The organism is Amycolatopsis sp. NPDC054798 (assembly GCF_053611505.1).
Genome location: NZ_JBSHAM010000056.1, coordinates 35626 through 52149, shown reverse-complemented (window position 1 = coordinate 52149; position 16524 = coordinate 35626). Strand labels below are relative to the sequence as shown.

Annotated in this window: 18 protein-coding genes; 11 read left to right on the top strand and 7 right to left on the bottom strand. The window is 71.1% G+C overall.

Annotated elements, in window-relative coordinates:
• Positions 1 to 140: 140 nt before the first annotated feature.
• Positions 141 to 374: a hypothetical protein gene (locus ACWGIC_RS29565; RefSeq protein ID WP_452079196.1), complete on the top strand. Its 234-nt coding sequence runs from the start codon at positions 141 to 143 to the stop codon at positions 372 to 374.
• A gap of 53 nt (positions 375 to 427) precedes the next feature.
• Here the strand turns inward: ACWGIC_RS29565 and ACWGIC_RS29560 are convergent, their stop codons facing one another.
• The gene (locus ACWGIC_RS29560; protein ID WP_452079195.1) at positions 428 to 2368 is read right to left on the bottom strand and encodes a cytochrome c oxidase assembly protein; all 1941 of its coding nucleotides are present in this window, start codon (positions 2366 to 2368) and stop codon (positions 428 to 430) included.
• A gap of 327 nt (positions 2369 to 2695) precedes the next feature.
• Positions 2696 to 3265 carry a sigma-70 family RNA polymerase sigma factor gene (locus ACWGIC_RS29555; RefSeq protein ID WP_452079194.1) on the bottom strand — a complete coding sequence of 190 codons (570 nt, stop codon included), beginning with the start codon at positions 3263 to 3265 and terminating at the stop codon, positions 2696 to 2698.
• A 100-nt stretch (positions 3266 to 3365) separates the two neighbouring features.
• Here ACWGIC_RS29555 and ACWGIC_RS29550 point away from each other — a divergent pair, with 100 nt between their 5' ends.
• Complete coding sequence (locus ACWGIC_RS29550; protein WP_452079193.1) at positions 3366 to 4103, top strand: zf-HC2 domain-containing protein; 738 nt, start codon at positions 3366 to 3368, stop codon at positions 4101 to 4103.
• Positions 4104 to 4457: 354 nt separating this feature from the next.
• On the opposite strand, the gene ACWGIC_RS29545 is transcribed toward ACWGIC_RS29550, so the two are convergent.
• Entirely contained in the window at positions 4458 to 5066 is a 609-nt protein-coding gene (locus ACWGIC_RS29545; protein WP_452079192.1) for a DUF5134 domain-containing protein, read from the bottom strand.
• On the bottom strand, positions 5063 to 6412 hold the full coding sequence (locus tag ACWGIC_RS29540; protein ID WP_452079191.1) for a PepSY-associated TM helix domain-containing protein: 1350 nt from the start codon (positions 6410 to 6412) through the stop codon (positions 5063 to 5065). Before ACWGIC_RS29540 ends, ACWGIC_RS29545 begins: the two co-directional genes overlap by 4 nt.
• Before the next feature lie 190 nt (positions 6413 to 6602).
• Between ACWGIC_RS29540 and mftA the strand changes: the two genes are divergently transcribed.
• From mftA to mftD, 7 genes are read left to right on the top strand one after another with little or no spacing between them, the layout of a single operon-like run.
• Entirely contained in the window at positions 6603 to 6707 is a 105-nt protein-coding gene (mftA, locus tag ACWGIC_RS29535; RefSeq protein WP_452079190.1) for a mycofactocin precursor MftA, read from the top strand.
• Positions 6697 to 6990, top strand: a complete 294-nt coding sequence (gene mftB, locus ACWGIC_RS29530) for a mycofactocin biosynthesis chaperone MftB (RefSeq protein WP_452079189.1) — start codon at positions 6697 to 6699, stop codon at positions 6988 to 6990. The genes mftA and mftB overlap by 11 nt, the downstream gene beginning before the upstream one ends.
• A complete protein-coding gene (gene mftC / locus ACWGIC_RS29525; protein WP_452079188.1) occupies positions 6990 to 8177 on the top strand; it encodes a mycofactocin radical SAM maturase in 1188 nt (395 codons plus the stop codon). The genes mftB and mftC overlap by 1 nt, the downstream gene beginning before the upstream one ends.
• Before the next feature lies 1 nt (position 8178).
• Positions 8179 to 8868 carry a mycofactocin biosynthesis peptidyl-dipeptidase MftE gene (gene mftE / locus ACWGIC_RS29520; protein WP_452079187.1) on the top strand — a complete coding sequence of 230 codons (690 nt, stop codon included), beginning with the start codon at positions 8179 to 8181 and terminating at the stop codon, positions 8866 to 8868.
• Positions 8865 to 9653 carry a mycofactocin-coupled SDR family oxidoreductase gene (locus ACWGIC_RS29515; RefSeq protein WP_452079186.1) on the top strand — a complete coding sequence of 263 codons (789 nt, stop codon included), beginning with the start codon at positions 8865 to 8867 and terminating at the stop codon, positions 9651 to 9653. The genes mftE and ACWGIC_RS29515 overlap by 4 nt, the downstream gene beginning before the upstream one ends.
• Positions 9650 to 11077, top strand: a complete 1428-nt coding sequence (gene mftF / locus ACWGIC_RS29510) for a mycofactocin biosynthesis glycosyltransferase MftF (RefSeq protein ID WP_452079185.1) — start codon at positions 9650 to 9652, stop codon at positions 11075 to 11077. The genes ACWGIC_RS29515 and mftF overlap by 4 nt, the downstream gene beginning before the upstream one ends.
• Positions 11074 to 12246 carry a pre-mycofactocin synthase MftD gene (gene mftD, locus ACWGIC_RS29505; protein WP_452079184.1) on the top strand — a complete coding sequence of 391 codons (1173 nt, stop codon included), beginning with the start codon at positions 11074 to 11076 and terminating at the stop codon, positions 12244 to 12246. The genes mftF and mftD overlap by 4 nt, the downstream gene beginning before the upstream one ends.
• An 11-nt stretch (positions 12247 to 12257) precedes the next feature.
• Here the strand turns inward: mftD and ACWGIC_RS29500 are convergent, their stop codons facing one another.
• The 3 genes from ACWGIC_RS29500 to ACWGIC_RS29490 all read right to left on the bottom strand — a co-directional run bounded on the left by ACWGIC_RS29500 (position 12258) and on the right by ACWGIC_RS29490 (position 14411).
• The gene (locus tag ACWGIC_RS29500; protein ID WP_452079183.1) at positions 12258 to 13010 is read right to left on the bottom strand and encodes an alpha/beta fold hydrolase; all 753 of its coding nucleotides are present in this window, start codon (positions 13008 to 13010) and stop codon (positions 12258 to 12260) included.
• A 59-nt stretch (positions 13011 to 13069) separates the two neighbouring features.
• The gene (locus ACWGIC_RS29495) at positions 13070 to 13654 is read right to left on the bottom strand and encodes a nuclear transport factor 2 family protein (RefSeq protein ID WP_452079182.1); all 585 of its coding nucleotides are present in this window, start codon (positions 13652 to 13654) and stop codon (positions 13070 to 13072) included.
• A 64-nt stretch (positions 13655 to 13718) separates the two neighbouring features.
• A complete protein-coding gene (locus ACWGIC_RS29490; protein WP_452079181.1) occupies positions 13719 to 14411 on the bottom strand; it encodes a helix-turn-helix transcriptional regulator in 693 nt (230 codons plus the stop codon).
• A gap of 270 nt (positions 14412 to 14681) precedes the next feature.
• On the opposite strand from ACWGIC_RS29490, the gene ACWGIC_RS29485 reads away from it, so the two are divergent.
• Both ACWGIC_RS29485 and ACWGIC_RS29480 read left to right on the top strand, forming a co-directional pair.
• The gene (locus tag ACWGIC_RS29485) at positions 14682 to 15509 is read left to right on the top strand and encodes a MerR family transcriptional regulator (protein ID WP_452079180.1); all 828 of its coding nucleotides are present in this window, start codon (positions 14682 to 14684) and stop codon (positions 15507 to 15509) included.
• 82 nt (positions 15510 to 15591) lie between these two features.
• On the top strand, positions 15592 to 16521 hold the full coding sequence (locus ACWGIC_RS29480; protein ID WP_452079179.1) for a hypothetical protein: 930 nt from the start codon (positions 15592 to 15594) through the stop codon (positions 16519 to 16521).
• Positions 16522 to 16524: the final 3 nt, after the last annotated feature.

Here is a 16524-nt window from a genome sequence, read left to right as displayed (position 1 = left end):
CGGGAAGGCGGACTGATTTCCATCCTACGCCGGTTTTTCCGCCGCCACTCCTTCGGGTGACTTGGGAACCTTTCGCCTCGTTCTGACGACTATCCGGATGGTGGCAGTGTCCGACCCGACCCGACCAGACAGGAGCGACAATGTCCGAAACCCTTGCCGCGTCAGGCAATCTCCAGCACGTGACCACATTCTGCGGCAACTGCGACTGCGGCTGCCCGGAGCTGTTCCTCGACGAGGCCGCCCCGCCGGAGCGCCGCGTCGTGCTGACCGACGACTTCGGGCAGCGAGTGCAGATGAGCTTGGCGCAATTGAAAGTTCTCGTCGACGACGTCAAGGGAGGTTCCTTGGACAAGGTGGTGACTGCCGTGGTTTAGCGAAGGAACCCGGCTTGGCACAACGAGATCGCCGCAACTTCGCCGCCCGACGGCTACTGCCTTCTGGTCGCCAGGTTGGCGAGCATCGCGTTGTAGGCGGCGAAATCGTCGTCCTCGCCTTGGTCGAAGCGGCGGTCCAGCCGGGCGGCTTCGCGGTCGTCGTGGCGGCCCCACTGCACCAGCAGCGCCACGACGACCACAATCATCGGGATTTCCCCGGTGGCCCAGGCGATGCCGCCGCCCAAGCGCTGATCGGAAAGGAGGTCGGGCATCCACGGCAGGGACAGGTAGCGGTAGAACGTTTCGGCGATCACCGTCTGCTTGTTCATCAGGATCACTCCGAAGAACGCGTGGAACGGCATCACCGCGAACATCATGCCGAGCCGCGCGAGGTGCGGCAGCGAACGCGGCGGGCGGTCGAGGCCGATCACCAGCCAGAAGAAAACGTAGCCGGACACGAGGAAATGGAGGTTCATCAGCTGGTGCGCCCAGTGGTAGCGCATCGCCTCGCCGAACAGGCCCGAAAAGTACAGCGCGTAGTACGAGCCGACGAACACCACCGACGCCACCAGCGGGTGCGCGACCAGGCGCGTGAACCGCGAGTGCAGCAGCGCCACCAGCCACTCGCGCGGGCCGTCCGGTCCCTTGCCCGCCACCGGCGAAGCGCGCAGTGCGAGGGTCACCGGTCCGCCGAGCACGAGCAGCACCGGGGCGAGCATCGCCAGCGTCATGTGGATGACCATGTGCAGGCTGAAGGTTCCGGACGAGTACTTGCCCAAGCCGGACGACGTCGCGATCAGCACCGTCGCCCAGCCGCACGTCCACGCCCAGAACCGGCCGCGCGGCCACTCGTCGCCGCGGCTGCGCAGACGGCGCACCCCGGCCGCGTAGGCCACGACGGCGAGTATTGCCACGACACGGAGCAGCAAGTCCGGCCGCCAATCGAGAAAAAGCCGGGCGAACGTCGGAGGGTCAGGCAGGTCGTAGCCGAGCACAGTCTCGCCGACGGTCGCCGGATCGTTCACGAACGCCGGCGGCACCAGATGCGCCAATCCGGCCGAGACGCCCATCGCCCCGGCCAGCACCACAACCTCCGCCACGAGAGCTGCCGCCCCGCTGCCGCACCGGCGGCGCGCGACGGCGATCAGCACCGCCAACACTGCCGTGATCACGACCTTCACCCCGAGGAGCAAGCCATAGCTGGTAAGTAATCCGTCCGGACGAGCAAGTGCGAGACCGTCGACTGTCCCGGACGCGACGAGCACGACGAGACACCACGTCGCCACCCGCCGATACCGACGGAGCGCCACCTCTCGCGCCGAGCCCGAACCGCGGACGTGGATCAGCAGCGCGACCAGGGCCCCGGTCCACACCGCTGCCGCGATCACGTGCCACACCAAGGCATTCGTGGCCAGGTCGTGCCACGCACCGATGGAAACGTGCCCAGCGATCGCCCGCGGCAGCAACCCGATGACGGCGAGACCTAGCCATAACACCGTGGTGCGCCAGGTCAACGTGCGCCAGACGCCGATCGCCACCACCGTTGCCACCGCCAGGACGCAGAGCCACGCCTTGGGTTCCTCCATGGCGTCAACGAGGACGGTGAGATTCGCCAGATGCAACGCCTCGGAAACCGGTCGCCCGGATGCGTCAGCCGCGTCGAACGGCACCAGCACCGCGGCTGCGAGCGCCCAGACGCCCGCAGCCCCCGCCGCGGTGCGGGTCGCCGCGTACCCGTCCGGGGAGAGCCGCCCCGATTCGCCCGGCGGGCTCAGAAACGCCGCGAACACAAGCGCCCCGACGCAGACCACCCCGGCCGCGTCGGCGACCAACCTGAGCAAGGAGGTGCCCACGGACGTCAGCGAACCGGGAGCCGGATTGCCGACCACGGCGTAGACATCGCCCGCCGCCGCGACCGCCACCACGACAACCACCGCGGCAATACCGGCGGCGGCAAGCAAACCCCGCCGGTGCGGGGCCGGAATAGTGCGCACAGCAGAGTGGTCGGGCGGAAGCGGCGGCTAGTTCCCGCGATCTGGGTCACGGTCGTGATCGAGCGCCGGGGACAGCGGGCTGCCGGGTCGGCGGCTCTCGGCTCTCGGCTCTCGGCACCAGCGAGTTGCGGAAACGGCGGTTCCGACTCTAGTTCCCGGGCATTAGCGGGCGCCGGACCGACTGCTTCTGGCTCTCCGCTTGTCATCCGACGCGAGCAACGCCCCGCCCAGTCACCAAGAGATCCGCCTGCCCCGAGCAGCAACCCACCCGAACAGCCAAAGCATCCGCCTGGCCGCCGAACGACCACCAACCACCCAACCCCCGCATCACATCGCGGTGTCGCTCTCCTCCTGAGCACGCAGCAGATCGTCACGGGCGCGGGACACCCGCGACCGCACCGTCCCGACCGGGCAGCCGCACACCTCGGCCGCCTCCGCGTACGACAGGCCGAGGAACTGGGTCAGCACCAGGGCTTCGCGGCGGTCCTCGTCGAGGGTGTCGAGCAGCAGGCCGAGTTCGATCAGGTCCTCGAAGCCCGCCGTGCGCGTCCGGGCCGATTGTTCTTCGGCCGCGCGCTGCCAGTCGGCCGTCGTGGATTCGCGGGGGCGGACCGAGCGCGCCCGGATGCGGTCGACGACGACCCGGCGGGCGATGGACAGCAGCCACGTCCGCGACGACGACCGGCCCGCGAACCGCGGCAGCGAGCCGAACGCGCGCAGGTACGTTTCCTGGGTGAGGTCGTCCGCTTCGGCCGGGCTGGTGCGGTGGGCCAGGAACCGCCACGCGTCGGCCTGCGTCGCGCGGACCCAGGCTTCCAAAGCGGCGCGGTCGCCGCGGCCGGCGGCGAGGGCCAGCGCGGTGATCCGCTCGTCGTCGTGGTCGCGGCCGGTGGACACGGACCTCACGGTAGTCCATGCCTGCCGGGGGCGGTTCCGTGACCAGCCCCGGGAAAAATCGCCGAACCCGCCGGGAACCCGGACGCCGCTGCGAGCGACTATGACAGACGTGAGCTGTGAAATCTTCCGCGAAGCGCTGTCCGCGCGGCTCGACGGCGAAGCGGGTCCGCTGCCCGAACCGCAGGTCGACCAGCATCTCGAGACCTGCGCGTCCTGCCGGAGCTGGTACGAGCGGAGCGCGACGCTGCGCCGTAGCCTGCTGGTCCGCAGTGCGCCCGAGGTGCCCGACCTCACCGACCGGATCCTCGCCGAAACCCCGCCCCCGCCCCGCGAAAAATGGGGGCTGCGGGTCGCGCTGGGGCTGGTCGGGCTGGTCCAGTGCGGGCTGGCGTTCGCACAGCTGCTCGGCATGGACAACGCCCACGGCGGCGGGTTCATGGAAGGCCACCTCATCAACGAAAGCGCGGCCTGGAACCTCGCGGTCGGCGTCGGGCTGCTGTGGGCCGCGCTGCGGACCCGCGCCGCGGCCGGCCAGCTGCCGATGATCACCGGATTCGTGCTCGTCCTCGCGGTGCTCACGACCAGCGACCTGATCGGCGACCGGGTGACCGTCGCCCGGGTGCTGTCGCACGTCTTCCTCGTCGTCGGACTGGCGCTGCTCTACGCGGTCCACCGGCAGCACCGGCTCCGGCACCAGCCCGGCCCGGACCTCGCCGACACCGCCGGCGACCCGGACCAGACCACCGTCACGGCCCACGGCGCGCTCGCCCTGGTCCGCCCGCACCCGAAGCGCGGCCGCGATTCCCAACGCCCGACCGGACGGCACCGCGCCGCCTGACACCCGCTCGGAAATCCCGGCCCAGACAGCTCACACGGCCGGGAACGCGCGCCATCGCACATCCGGAAGACGGCCGCGCAGCCTGAAACAACCCGCCGCGCCAGACCTGCCCCGCCAAAGATCCGCCTTGGGCTACCAGGCTCCGCGCAGCCCAAGGCAAACCCGTGACGCGCGACCAGCCCGCCTCTAGCAACGCCACCACCAGAACAGGCCCGCACGATCTGCCCTAGGCACGCCAGCCAAATCCGCGACAGCCCCGGAAAACGACGTGCCGAACAAGGACAGCCCACCCGAACTCTCAGCCGCGCCAAACCCACGTCGGCCCCAGGCACCAGCGCCCCGACACCGACCAGCTCAGATCATCGCCACCGCCATCACCGCCATCCCCAAGCTCATCACGCCTTCCATCGCCAGCCCGATCTCCCGCCGCCCAGGCCGGGCGACCGTCCGGGCGTGATCGATCGCCCGGGCGAGCCATCCGATCCCCGCGACCAGGAAAACCACCGCCAGCACCGCCGCGACGACCACCACGTGCGCCGGAGCGTGCCCGGTCATGGTCATCCCGGCGCCGCCCATGTCCATCCCGGCGTGCTCGCCGCCCATCGCCGTCGCGGACATCGTCATTCCCGCCATGGCCGACGGCATCGCGAACGCCATCCACGCCATCCCGGCCATCATCAGCGCGTGGTGCGCTCCCGGCAGGCGTCCGTGCCCGAATCCCAGCGCCGTGCTCACCGCGAACCATCCGGCTGCCGCCGCGAACAGCACGACCTGGGGCAGCCGCGCGAAAGTCATCGTCGCCGGCCAGGCCATCGTGACCATCCCGGCGCACATCGCCGCGTGCAGCGCGTCCGCGACTCGTCCGCTCAAGACCGGCCGCCGCACGCATCGGTACAGGCAGAACGCCCCGGCCGCGGCGAACAACACGGTGAGAATCCATCGCAAACCCGGTTCGGCGATCATCGGACGGCCTCCCGGCGCGAGCCCAGCAGGCAGTCCACTGCCAGGAATCCCAGCAACGACACCCCGAACACCGGCAGGAACCACCCCACCACCGCCGCCCCGACCAGTACCGGAGCCAGCACTCGCCCGGGAATTCGCCGCCACGCGCCGCGCGCCGGCAATCTGCCGAAGCGCGCCAAGCCGTGCACGCCACCCGTCGACGACCTTCCGGATCGGCCTCGGAGCCACCACATCCGGTACCCCCAAACGACAACGCAGATCAGCACCGCCCCCAGCACCGTCAGCACAATCTGATTCGCCACCCCGAACAGCAATCCCATATGCGCGTCGATCCCCCACCGGCTCAGCTTCGCCGCGAGCGGATAGTCGGCGAACCTCAGCGTCCCGGTGATCTTCCCGGTACCGGGATCAACCGCCATCGAGTCCTGTTTGGACGGCCAGCTTCTCCCGATCTGCTGCACCACGTACCCGCCCCCGGAAGGCGGCCGGATCTCCACCGGGCCGGACAACCCGGCCCGCGCCGTCGCGTCGCGGACCGCCTGCCATCCGACGTCGCCCGGAGTTCGTGCCGCGGAAGAGACTGACGGCGTAGTCCAGTCCAAAGAGGACCGCAGATCGGTGATGTTCGCGCCCGCGTGCAGCGACCACGTCAACCCGGTGGCGGAGAGAAACAGCAATCCCGCCGCGATCCACAGGCCCGCCGAGCCGTGCCAGGAACGCAGCCGCCGCCGTCCGGGCTTGCCCGCGGACGGCAGCAGCACGGCACGCAGGCGTCGGCGGCGGCCGAGCCACAAAGCCACTCCGGCGAGCGTGATGACCCACAGCCAACTCGCCGCCAGCTCGCTGTAGAGCCGACCGAAATCGCCGAGATGCAGGTTGCGGTGCAGGGTGTCGATCCAGCCGCGGACCGGCATCGCCTGCCCGGAACCGTAGGTCTCCAACGCGCCCCGGACCTCGCCGTCGTGCGGGTTGACGAACACTGTGTACCGATAGCTCGGTGCCAGGCCCGGACGGTCGAAAATCACCTGCGTGGTGTCGGTTTCCGACGGTGCCGGGCGCACGCCGATGACCTTCCCGTCCGGCGCCTGACCGCGCGCGACACGAACCTGCTGGTCGAGCGGAACCGCGCCAGCGGCGGCCGGGACGTGCAGTTCCCGCGCGTAGACAGCCTGTTCCAGCTGCGGCGTCCACACGTACGCGATCCCGGTCAGCGCAGCGACCAGGAGGAACGGCCCGACGAACACTCCGGCGTAGAAGTGCAGCCGCAGCACCAGCGGGCGCAGCGCGGCCCATCCGGTCGCCGGTTCTCGTTCGGTGCGTGGCGCGTCGTCGATGCCGATGGCCATCCTGCTCCCTTCGCGTGGTCCGCCTCCTGAGGAGTCGGACCGGCGGGGCAGTCGGTTCCCGGCCGTGCCGAACCCCCGATCGGGTGTCCGGCGCGAGCGGGCCATTGCTTCTGGCACTGAGTGACAGTATTGTCGCCCTCACATTCGACACCGAGTGTCAAATATCGCCGGACGAGACAAGGGAGTCACGATGAGCGAGACGACAGCCGCTGCCGAGACCGCCGCCGAAGAGGTCGTAGCCGACGAATTGCTCGTCGAGGAGGTCTCGATCGACGGAATGTGCGGTGTCTACTGATCGCGGCGCCGCGGCGTTCGATCTGGACGGCGCTTGGGAGCTGGACAGCCGGGTCTCCATCCGGCCGGAGCGGTTCGGCGCGCTGCTGTACCACTTCGGCACCCGTCGGCTGTCCTTTCTCAAGAGCCGCACCATGCTCGCCGCGGTGCAGGCGCTGACCGACCACCCCTCCGCCCGCGCCGCCTGTGTGCGGGCCGGGGTCGCGCAGGCGGAACTGCCCCGCTACCGCGCCGCCCTCGCCGCCCTCGCGGCGTCGGACATGATCCATCCGAGGAGCGTGTGATGTCGCTTGTGGACGAATTCCAGTTCGGGCTCGACGCGCCGATCTGCCTCACCTGGGAACTCACCTACGCCTGCAACCTGTCGTGCGTGCACTGCCTTTCGTCGTCCGGCCGCCGCGACCCGCGCGAGCTGAGCACCGCCGAGTGCAAGGCGCTGATCGACGAGTTCGAGCGGATGCAGGTGTTCTACGTGAACATCGGCGGCGGCGAACCGACCGTCCGGCCCGATTTCTGGGAGCTGGTCGACTACGCGACCGAGCACCACGTCGGCGTCAAATTCTCCACCAACGGCGTCAAGATCACCGAGGACGTCGCGAAACGGCTCGCCGGCAGCGATTACGTCGACGTCCAGATCTCCCTCGACGGAGCCACCGAGGAGGTCAACGACCACGTCCGCGGCCCCGGTTCCTACCGCACCGCCATCCGAGCGATGGAGAACCTGCACGCCGCCGGGTTCGGGAACTTCAAGATTTCTGTCGTGGTGACCCGGCAGAATGCGGGGCAGCTCGACGACTTCAAAGCTCTTGCCGACCGCTACGGCGCCCAGCTGCGGCTCACCCGGCTCCGCCCGTCCGGCCGCGGCGCGGACGTCTGGGACGAGCTGCACCCCACCGCGCGGCAGCAACGGGAACTGTACGACTGGCTGGTGAAGCACGGCGAAAACGTGCTCACCGGCGATTCGTTCTTCCACCTCGCCGGGTACGGCGACGGCGGCCTGCCCGGGCTGAACCTGTGCGGGGCGGGCCGGGTGGTGTGCCTGGTCGACCCGGTCGGCGACGTCTACGCCTGCCCGTTCGCCATCCACGACACTTTCCTCGCCGGGAACATCCGCGGCGAAGGCGGATTCACCGGCGTGTGGCGGGAATCCGAGCTGTTCGCGCGACTGCGCAGCCCGCAGAGCGGCGGGGCGTGCACGTCGTGTTCGGCGTTCGACGCCTGCCGCGGCGGGTGCATGGCGGCGAAGTTCTTCACCGGGCTGCCGCTCGACGGCCCGGATCCGGAATGCGTGCGCGGCCACGGCGAACGCGCGCTGGCCGGGGTCGCCGCGGGCAGCGCCCCGAAACCGTCGCTGGACCACTCGCACCGCAAACGCAAGCGCGAACCGGTGCCGGTGAGCATCGGCATGCGCCGCCCGCCGGAACGGGCCTGCGACGAGAACCCGCTCGCCGGCTTCGCCCCGGGCCGCTGAGATGCGCCTGGCCGACCTGTCGTCGCCGGACGTCGCCGAACGCGCGGCGTCCGGCGCGATCCTCGCCGTGCCGCTCGGGGCCACCGAGCAGCACGGCCCGCACCTGCCGTTGAGCACGGACACCGACATCGCGACAGCCTTGTGCGACCGGCTCGCCGCGGAACGGCCGGACGTGCTGGTCGCGCCCGCGGTCCCCTATGGATCGAGCGGCGAACACGCCGGATTCGCCGGGACGCTGTCGATCGGGCAAGCAGCCACCGAACTCCTGCTCGTGGAGCTGGGCAGGTCGGCCTGCGAGACGTTCCGGCGGCTGCTTTTCGTGTCCGCACACGGCGGCAACGCGGCTTCGGTGGCACGCGCGGGCGCGACCCTGCGCACCGAATCACGGGACGTCTCGGTGTTCGAGCCGCGCTGGCAAGGAGATCCGCATGCCGGACGGCCGGAAACCGCTCTGCAGCTGGCTCTTCGGCCGGGCGCGGTGCAGATGGAGAAAGCCGTGCCGGGCGATAACCGTCCGCTGGGCGAGTTGCTTCCGGCTCTGCGCAAGGGCGGCGTACGCGCGGTGACCGACACCGGAATTCTCGGCGACCCCACCGGAGCGACGGCGGACGAAGGCCGGGATCTCCTCGACGACCTCACCGCGCAGTTGCGCGCGCACGTGCGTGACTGGACTTCCGCGGTGGCACCATGAGAGTCGCCCTAGTGACCGGTGCGGCGCGCGGCATCGGCGCAGCCACCGCGATGAAGCTGGCCGAGCAAGGCTGGGCCGTGCTCGCGGTCGACCTCGCCGAAGACGATCCCGCTCTCCCCTACCCGATGGGAACCGGCGAAGAACTGTCCACGGTGGTCTCCACGATTCGGGAAAACGGCGGCACCGCTGAGGAATTCCGCGCAGACGTCCGTGACCGGGCTCAGTTGACCGCAGCGGTCACGGAAGCGGAACAACGCTGGGGCGGACTCGACGCAGCCATCGCGGCGGCAGGCGTTATCGCAGGCGGAGTGCCGCTGTGGGAGATGCCTCAGGAACAGGAAGACGCCGTCCTCGACGTCAACCTTCGCGGCGTCCTCAACCTCGCCCACGCAGCGATTCCCGCGATGCTGCGCCGCCCGAAACCCCGCTCCGGCCGTTTCCTCGCCGTCGCGTCCGCCGCCGCCACGCGCGGACTGCCGACGCTCGCCGCGTACTGCGCGGCGAAAGCCGGGGTCGCCGGGTTGATTCGCGCGCTCGGCACCGAATTGGGCGACTCCGGCGTCACCGCCAACGCGGTCAGCCCGGGCTCCACCGACACGCCGATCCTCGCCGAAAGCGCCCGGCTCTACGACCTCCCCACGGCGCAAACGTTTGCCACGCAACAACCTCTGCAACGGCTGCTCGATCCCGCGGAGGTCGCGGCCGTCCTGGCTTTCCTCGCCGGACCGGAAAGCAGCGCGATGACCGGCGCGGTGCTCCCGGTGGACGGAGGGCTGGCGCTGTGACTACCCCGCTGCCCGCCGGATTCCGCCTCGCCAAAGACCCGAGCGTCAAACAGCTCTCCGACGGTCTCCTCTTCGGCGGCTCCCCCGCTCGCGTTCTGCGCCTGACTAAAGCCGGGCGCACGGCATGGACCCGCCTGGCCGAAAACCCAGTCGAGACCCCGGCAGAAGGCGTGCTCGCCCGGCTGCTCACCGACGCCGGGTTCGCGCATCCGTTGCCACCAGCCAAAACCGCCGACGCCACCGTCGTCGTCCCGGTCCGCGACCGCGCCGAGCTGCTGAGCCGCTGCCTCGCCGGACTCGACGGCCGCTACCCCGCGCTGGTCGTCGACGACGGATCCGCCGACCCAGCCGCCATCGCCGCAGCAGCCTCCGCGTACGGCGCGAAACTCGTCCGCCGCGACGTCAACGGCGGCCCCGGCGCCGCCCGGAACACCGCCCTGGCGCAGGTTTCCACCAGCTTGATCGCCTTCCTGGACAGCGATTGCGTCCCGTCGCCGGATTGGATCGACCAGCTCGCCGGGCATTTCGCCGACCCGCTCGTCGCCGCCGTGGCTCCGCGTGTGCGTCCGCTCGCTCCAGATACCTGGGCTGGCTGCTACACCCGCGCCGCCAGCAGCCTCGACCTGGGCACCGCCGCCGCGCGCGTCGCCCCCGGCACGCGACTGTCCTATGTGCCCACTGCCGCCCTCCTGGTTCGCCGGAGCGCACTGGAATCCGTCGCCCGCGACGGCTCGGTTTTCGATCCGGCAATGCGCGTCGGCGAAGACGTCGACCTCGGCTGGCGGCTCCACGACGCTGGCTTCCGGATCCGCTACGACCCTTCCGCACACGTCGACCACCACGAACCGACGACCTGGCGCGCCTTGCTCCGCCGCCGAGCCAGTTACGGCACCTCCGCCGCGCCGCTAGCCCTCCGCCGCCCGGCCGCGATGGCCCCGCTCGTCCTGCACCCGTGGCCGACACTCACCGTCGCCGCACTCCTGGCTCGGCGTCCGCTTCCGGCCGCTGCCGCGTTCACAGGCGCAGTGCTGAGCATGTCCCGCGCGCTGCGCCGAAAGGACGTGCCGACTCACGGTGTCGTGCGCACGATGGGCACCGCCGTCGGTCAAACTTGGCTCGGATTCGGCCGCTACAGCACACAATTCGCCGCTCCCCTGCTCGCCGCGCTCCTGCTGCCCGGCGGGCGAAAACGCTGGGGACGGCGAGCCGCGGTCGCTTCGCTGCTCGCCGGACCGCCGCTGACCGCCTGGCTGCGGCAACGCCCCGATCTCGACCTGTTCCGCTACACCACCGGCGCGGTCGCCGACGACCTCGCGTACGGCGCCGGGGTGTGGGCGGGCTGCCTCAACCACCGGACCGCGGTCCCGCTGCGGCCGCGCGTCGCCTGGCGCCCTCTGCGCGTCGACCCGAAGGGAAAACGATGAGCACCACCTGGTTCGAGTCTGTCGCCGAAGCACAGCGGCGGGCGAAGAAACGCCTGCCCGCGTCCGTCTACTCGGCACTGATCGCCGGTTCGGAAAAAGGGCTGACGCTGCAAGACAATCTGGCCGCGTACGACGAACTGCGGTTCGCCCCGCGCACCGCCGGACTGCCCGGAGAACGCGATCTGAGCACGAACGTGCTCGGCCGGGATGTCGCGCTGCCCGTGCTGATTTCGCCCACTGGCGTGCAGGCCGTGCACCCCGACGGCGAGGTCGCGGTTGCCCGAGCGGCCGCCGCGCGCGGGACGTCGATGGGGCTGTCGTCGTTCGCCAGCAAGCCCGTCGAGGAAGTGGTGGCAGCCAATCCGAACACCTACTTCCAGGTTTATTGGACGGGCAGCCGCGACGACATCCTGAGCCGGCTGGACCGCGCCCGGTCCGCTGGCGCGGTCGGGATCATCCTCACGCTCGACTGGTCGTTCTCGCACAGCCGCGACTGGGGCAGCCCGCACATCCCGGACAAGCTGACGCTGCGCGAACTGATCCGGTTCGCCCCCGAAGGCCTGACGCGTCCTCGCTGGCTGCTCGCCTACGCCCGCACGAAGAAACTGCCCGACCTCAGCGTCCCGAACATGGCCGAGCCCGGCACGCCGGTGCCGTCGTTCTTCGGCGCGTACGGCCAGTGGATGCAGACCGCTCCGCCGACCTGGGAAGACGTGAGCTGGCTACGGAAACAGTGGGACGGACCGTTCCTGCTGAAAGGCGTGTACCGGGTCGACGAGGCGCGCCGCGCGGTCGACGCCGGGGTCAGCGCGATCTCGGTGTCCAATCACGGCGGCAACAACCTCGACGGCACTCCCGCCACGATCCGCGCGCTGCCCGCGGTCGCGGAAGCGGTCGGCAGCGAGGTGGAAGTGTTGCTGGACGGCGGGATCCGGCGCGGCAGCGATGTCGTCAAGGCGCTCGCGCTCGGGGCACGTGCGGTCCTGATCGGGCGCGCGTACCTGTGGGGCCTCGCCGCGGGCGGGCAGGCCGGAGTCGAGAACGTGCTGGACGTGCTGCGCAACGGGATCGACTCGACGCTGCTCGCGCTGGGTCACCGCAGCGTGCGCGACCTGAGCCGCGACGACCTGATCATGCCGGAGGGGTTCGAACGCCGCATCGGTGCTTGACCGACTGTCTGCTATGGACTTTCGCTCGCGAAGAACCGCACCGCCGCGGCGGTGAACTCCGGCGAGGCCGACGCACCGTAATGATCGCCGGGAACCGAGGCGAACCGCGCGGTCAGCAGCCGGGCGAGCGGCTCGCCGTCAGCGTGCCCCTCGTCCTCGCTGCCGACCACGACCAGCGCCGGAACGCTGAGCGCGGCGAGTTCGCGCATCGGCACGACCGAGCGGAGCACGAGCATCAGCGCCCGCGGGTCAGCGCCGAGACGGCCGATCCAGTGCGCGGTCCGGGCGTCGGCCGGTTCCACCGTCCGGCCTTCGGTCAACGCCGTGAGCACCCGGTGCAGCGGACCGCCCCCGCCGCCTCGCCGCATGGCGGCAAGTCCTTGCCCGCCAAGGAGTATCCGGGTGGGCCGCGCGCCTCGCGCGACCATGCGGAGCGCCACTCGCGCGCCGAGCGAGTAACCGCCGAGGGCGTATCCGGTCAGCCCCAGCTGTTCGGCGAACGCGAGCCCGTCGTCGACGAGCACATCCGGCGGGTAGCACGCCGGATCGTCCGGCTGCGGGCTCGCGCCGTGCCCGCGGAAATCCGGCAGCAGCACGCGGAACCCTCGTTCGGCGAGCTGCGCGGCCAGTCCGCTGCGCAGCCACGCTTCGCCGGACGAGGTGAACCCGTGCAGCAGCACGACCGGCGTGCCCTCGCCCAGCTCGCGGTAGGCCAGTTCAAGCCCGTCGCGGGCGCGGAACCGGTGGACGGGCAGTGCGATCATGGGGTCCTTCCTGCTGGCCGGGCCCCATGATCGCACGCCCCGCGGCGGGTCCCCGGGGATCACGGCAACGGACGCGTCCCCGGCACCACCCACTCCCGGTCCACCCGGCCGTCGACCGCGACCAGCACCGCCAGCCCGCCGCGCTTCCCGTCCGACCAGGTCCCGGCGATGGTCTGGCGCACCGGGTCCAGCACCAGCTCGCCGTGCCACGGGTGCGCGTCTTTGGCCAGCATCTGCAATTCCTCGCGGTCCAAATCGCCTTCGCCGGGCCCGTCCGGCAGCTCCGAGCGACCGTCCGGCGAGGGAATCGTCCAGTTCCGCGCGACCTTCCCGCCGGAAAGCACGCACATGTCGGCCCCGGTGATGACCACGCCGTCGCGGCGGGTGACGTCCCAGGTGAACGCGAGCCGTTCGGCGCCGTCGAGGACGAAAGTGCGCGGGACGAACACGTTTCCGACCTCACGCTGGTACTTCGCGATGAACGCCTCGGCGTCCGCCGGGCCGACCAGCGGGTCGAGCCCGGGTTTGATGCCAGACCATTGGCGGCCGTCGGCGGTGAGCAGCCGGTGCGCGAGCGAGGCGTCCTCGTTCCACATGCGGCACCAGAGGGCGGGGATCTCTTCGGGGTTCAGTTCGTTGGCCATGCGACGACGATCGCGGCCGTCGGCGACACCGTCCTGTCGGTGTTTCCTCGCGACGTGGCGCAGGTCACTCCCCGAGCGGGCGGGCGGAGATCCGCGCGAGTTCAGCGTCGAGGTCGATCTCCCGGCGCTCGACGCGGTCGCCGGTGAGCGCGAGGGCGCGGATCCGGTCCAGCAGAAAGCCGCGGACCGCGTCGCGCAGGCGGCACCAGCCGAGCACGTACCAGCCCGCCGGACCCCACAGCAGGCCCAACGGCTCGACGTCGCGCTCCGTCTCCTGCCCTTTGGCATCCACATAGGACAGCCGAAGAACCCGCCGGGCGGCGAGCGCGGTGAGGATCGGTTCGCTGTGGACAGTCGTCGGTTCGGGCTTGCCGACCCGGTGCAGCCGCGCGGCGAGATGCTGTTCGGCGTCGCGGACGTCGGACGGCAACCGCGCGAGCACTTTGCGCGCCGCGGACTCCGCCGCACCCGCGAAGGGCGAACCAGCGGCCGAACGCAGCGCGACGGTGATCGCGATGGCTTCCTCCGGAGTGAGAGCAAGCGGCGGCAGGGTCCGCTCGCGGTCGAGACCGTAGCCGCCCGTCCGCCCGGTTTCGGTCCAGATCGGAACGCCCGCCTCGCGCAAAGCGACGAGGTCGCGTTCGACCGTGCGCACGCTGACCTCGAACCGGGCCGCGAGCCACGCCGCGGTCCGGGTGCGCGGCGCGACCGCCCGAAGCTCCTCGACGAGCGCGTACAGCCGGTCCGTGCGATTCACCCGGCCAGCCTACGGACCTGCGGATCCTCACCCGATCGGGTGGCTTCGCGGGCGACCGCCGTCACGAAAGCCGACCTCCGCTGTTCCGTTCGCGGGAGCCGCGACCGGCGCCGGTCCGTCCTGTGGAGGGCGGCGGACCGGCGCGGTCCCCTCGTTCGTCGGGGGACGAGGGGACCGCCGGGAGCGGGTCGGCGCAGGGGGCCGGCCCGTTCCCGGTCCGGCGGGGACACTTGACTCTCACACCGTGTCAGAGCGTGTGCTGGGAAGGTCATGTTCACCATCGGAGAATTCGCCCGCCACGGCCGGGTGTCGGTCCGCATGCTGCGGCACTACGACGCGCTCGGCCTGCTCCGGCCCGCCAGGGTCGACCCGCGCACCGGCTACCGGAGCTACACCGCCGGGCAGCTGGCCGCGCTGAACCGGATCGTCGCGCTGAAGGATCTCGGCTTCGGGCTCAGCGAGGTCGCCAAGCTGCTGGACGAGCAGATCACGGCCGAGCAGGTCCGCGGCATGCTGACGCTGCGCCGGGCCGAACTGGCCGAACGGGTCGCCGCCGACCGGCTCCGGCTGGCCGAGGTCGAGGCGAGACTCCGCACGCTGGAAAGCGAGCACGCCATGCCGGACACCGACATTCTCGTCAAGGACATCCCCGCGACCCGGGTCGTGCGGCTCACCGCGACCGCCGAAAGCTTCTCCCCTGACGCGATCACCCCGGTCCTGCGCCCGCTGTGCGCGGAACTGGGCCGCCGGCTGGAAGGATCCGACGCCGCCCCGGCCGGACCGCTGACCTGCTATTACGAAAAGCCCGCCGGCGAAGACGATCCGGTCGTCGTGCACGCCGCGCTCCCGGTGTCCGGCCCGGTCGCCGCCCCGAACGGCCTCGACGTGGCCGAACTGCCCGCCGCCCGCGCCGCGACACTGGTCCACCGGGGCCCGGCGAGCGGGTTTCTCGCCGGCTACCAGGCACTCGCCCGGTGGACCGACGAACACGGCTTCCGCGCGGACGGCTTCCCCAGCGAGGTCTACCTGCACACTTCCGGGGACGAACGCGAATGGGTCGTCGAACTGCGCGAGCCCTTCGCCGACGCGCCGCACTGACCGGCCAAGACCCGACCTTCGACGGTTGCGCCGCCGCTCGTTCCGGAGGCGAATGGGTGGGGACGACCCGAGGAGGACGCAGGTGTTCTCGACAGGTCCCGGCACCCAGCCGGACCGGCTCGCCGACGCGCTGGCGGACGGGCCGTTCAGCCGCGCCCTGACGCTGGCCATCGACCGCAGCGGGCTCGGCCTCGACCGGCTGCGCGACCGGCTCGCCGCGGCGGGGGCGGCGGTCAGCACCACCACGCTCAGCTACTGGCGGACCGGCCGCACCGTGCCCGCCCGCGCCCGCTCGCGCGTCGCGGTGCGGATTCTCGAGGGCGTGCTCGACCTGCCGCCGGGTTCGCTGACCGGGCTGATCGAGCGGGAGCCGGAACCGCCGCCGGTTCCCGTCGTGCGCTGGGAACGGTTGTGGGGACGGCGAAACGCCGTGCTGCGGGTGCTGAACTCGTTCGAGACGGCGTACCGGACTTCGCTGGTGGTGGTGAGCCTCCACGAGGCCGTGCACGTAGGCCCGGACCGGCGGCTGCACCGGCTGGAAGTGCGGGAGGTCCTCCGCGCCACGGAGGACGACACGCACATCCGGCTGGTCACCGCGCACGGCGTCGGCCCCGGCTGCGCGCCGCGCCTGGTGCGCACCCGCTACTGCTCGCCCGGGCGCACGGAAACCCTCGCCGAGGAAGGGTTCACGGTGGCCGAACTCGTCCTCGGCCGCGGACTGGACCGCGGCGAAACCGCGATCGCCGAATACGAGTTCGAGTTCACCGACGACCGCCCGGACTGGTCGTACGAGCGCCGGTTCCGCAACGCCGTGCACGAGCACCTGCTGGAGCTGCACTTCGCGCCCGGCTTCGAACCGCGCGCCTGCCACGCCTACCGGCTCGACTCCCCCGCCGGGCCGGAGACGACCGTCGCCGAACTGCCGATCACCGAGGGCCTGCCCGCGCACGTCGTGTCGGCCGCGGTCACTCCGGGGATCCTCGGCCTGCGCTGGCATTGGGACGCGCCATGATGG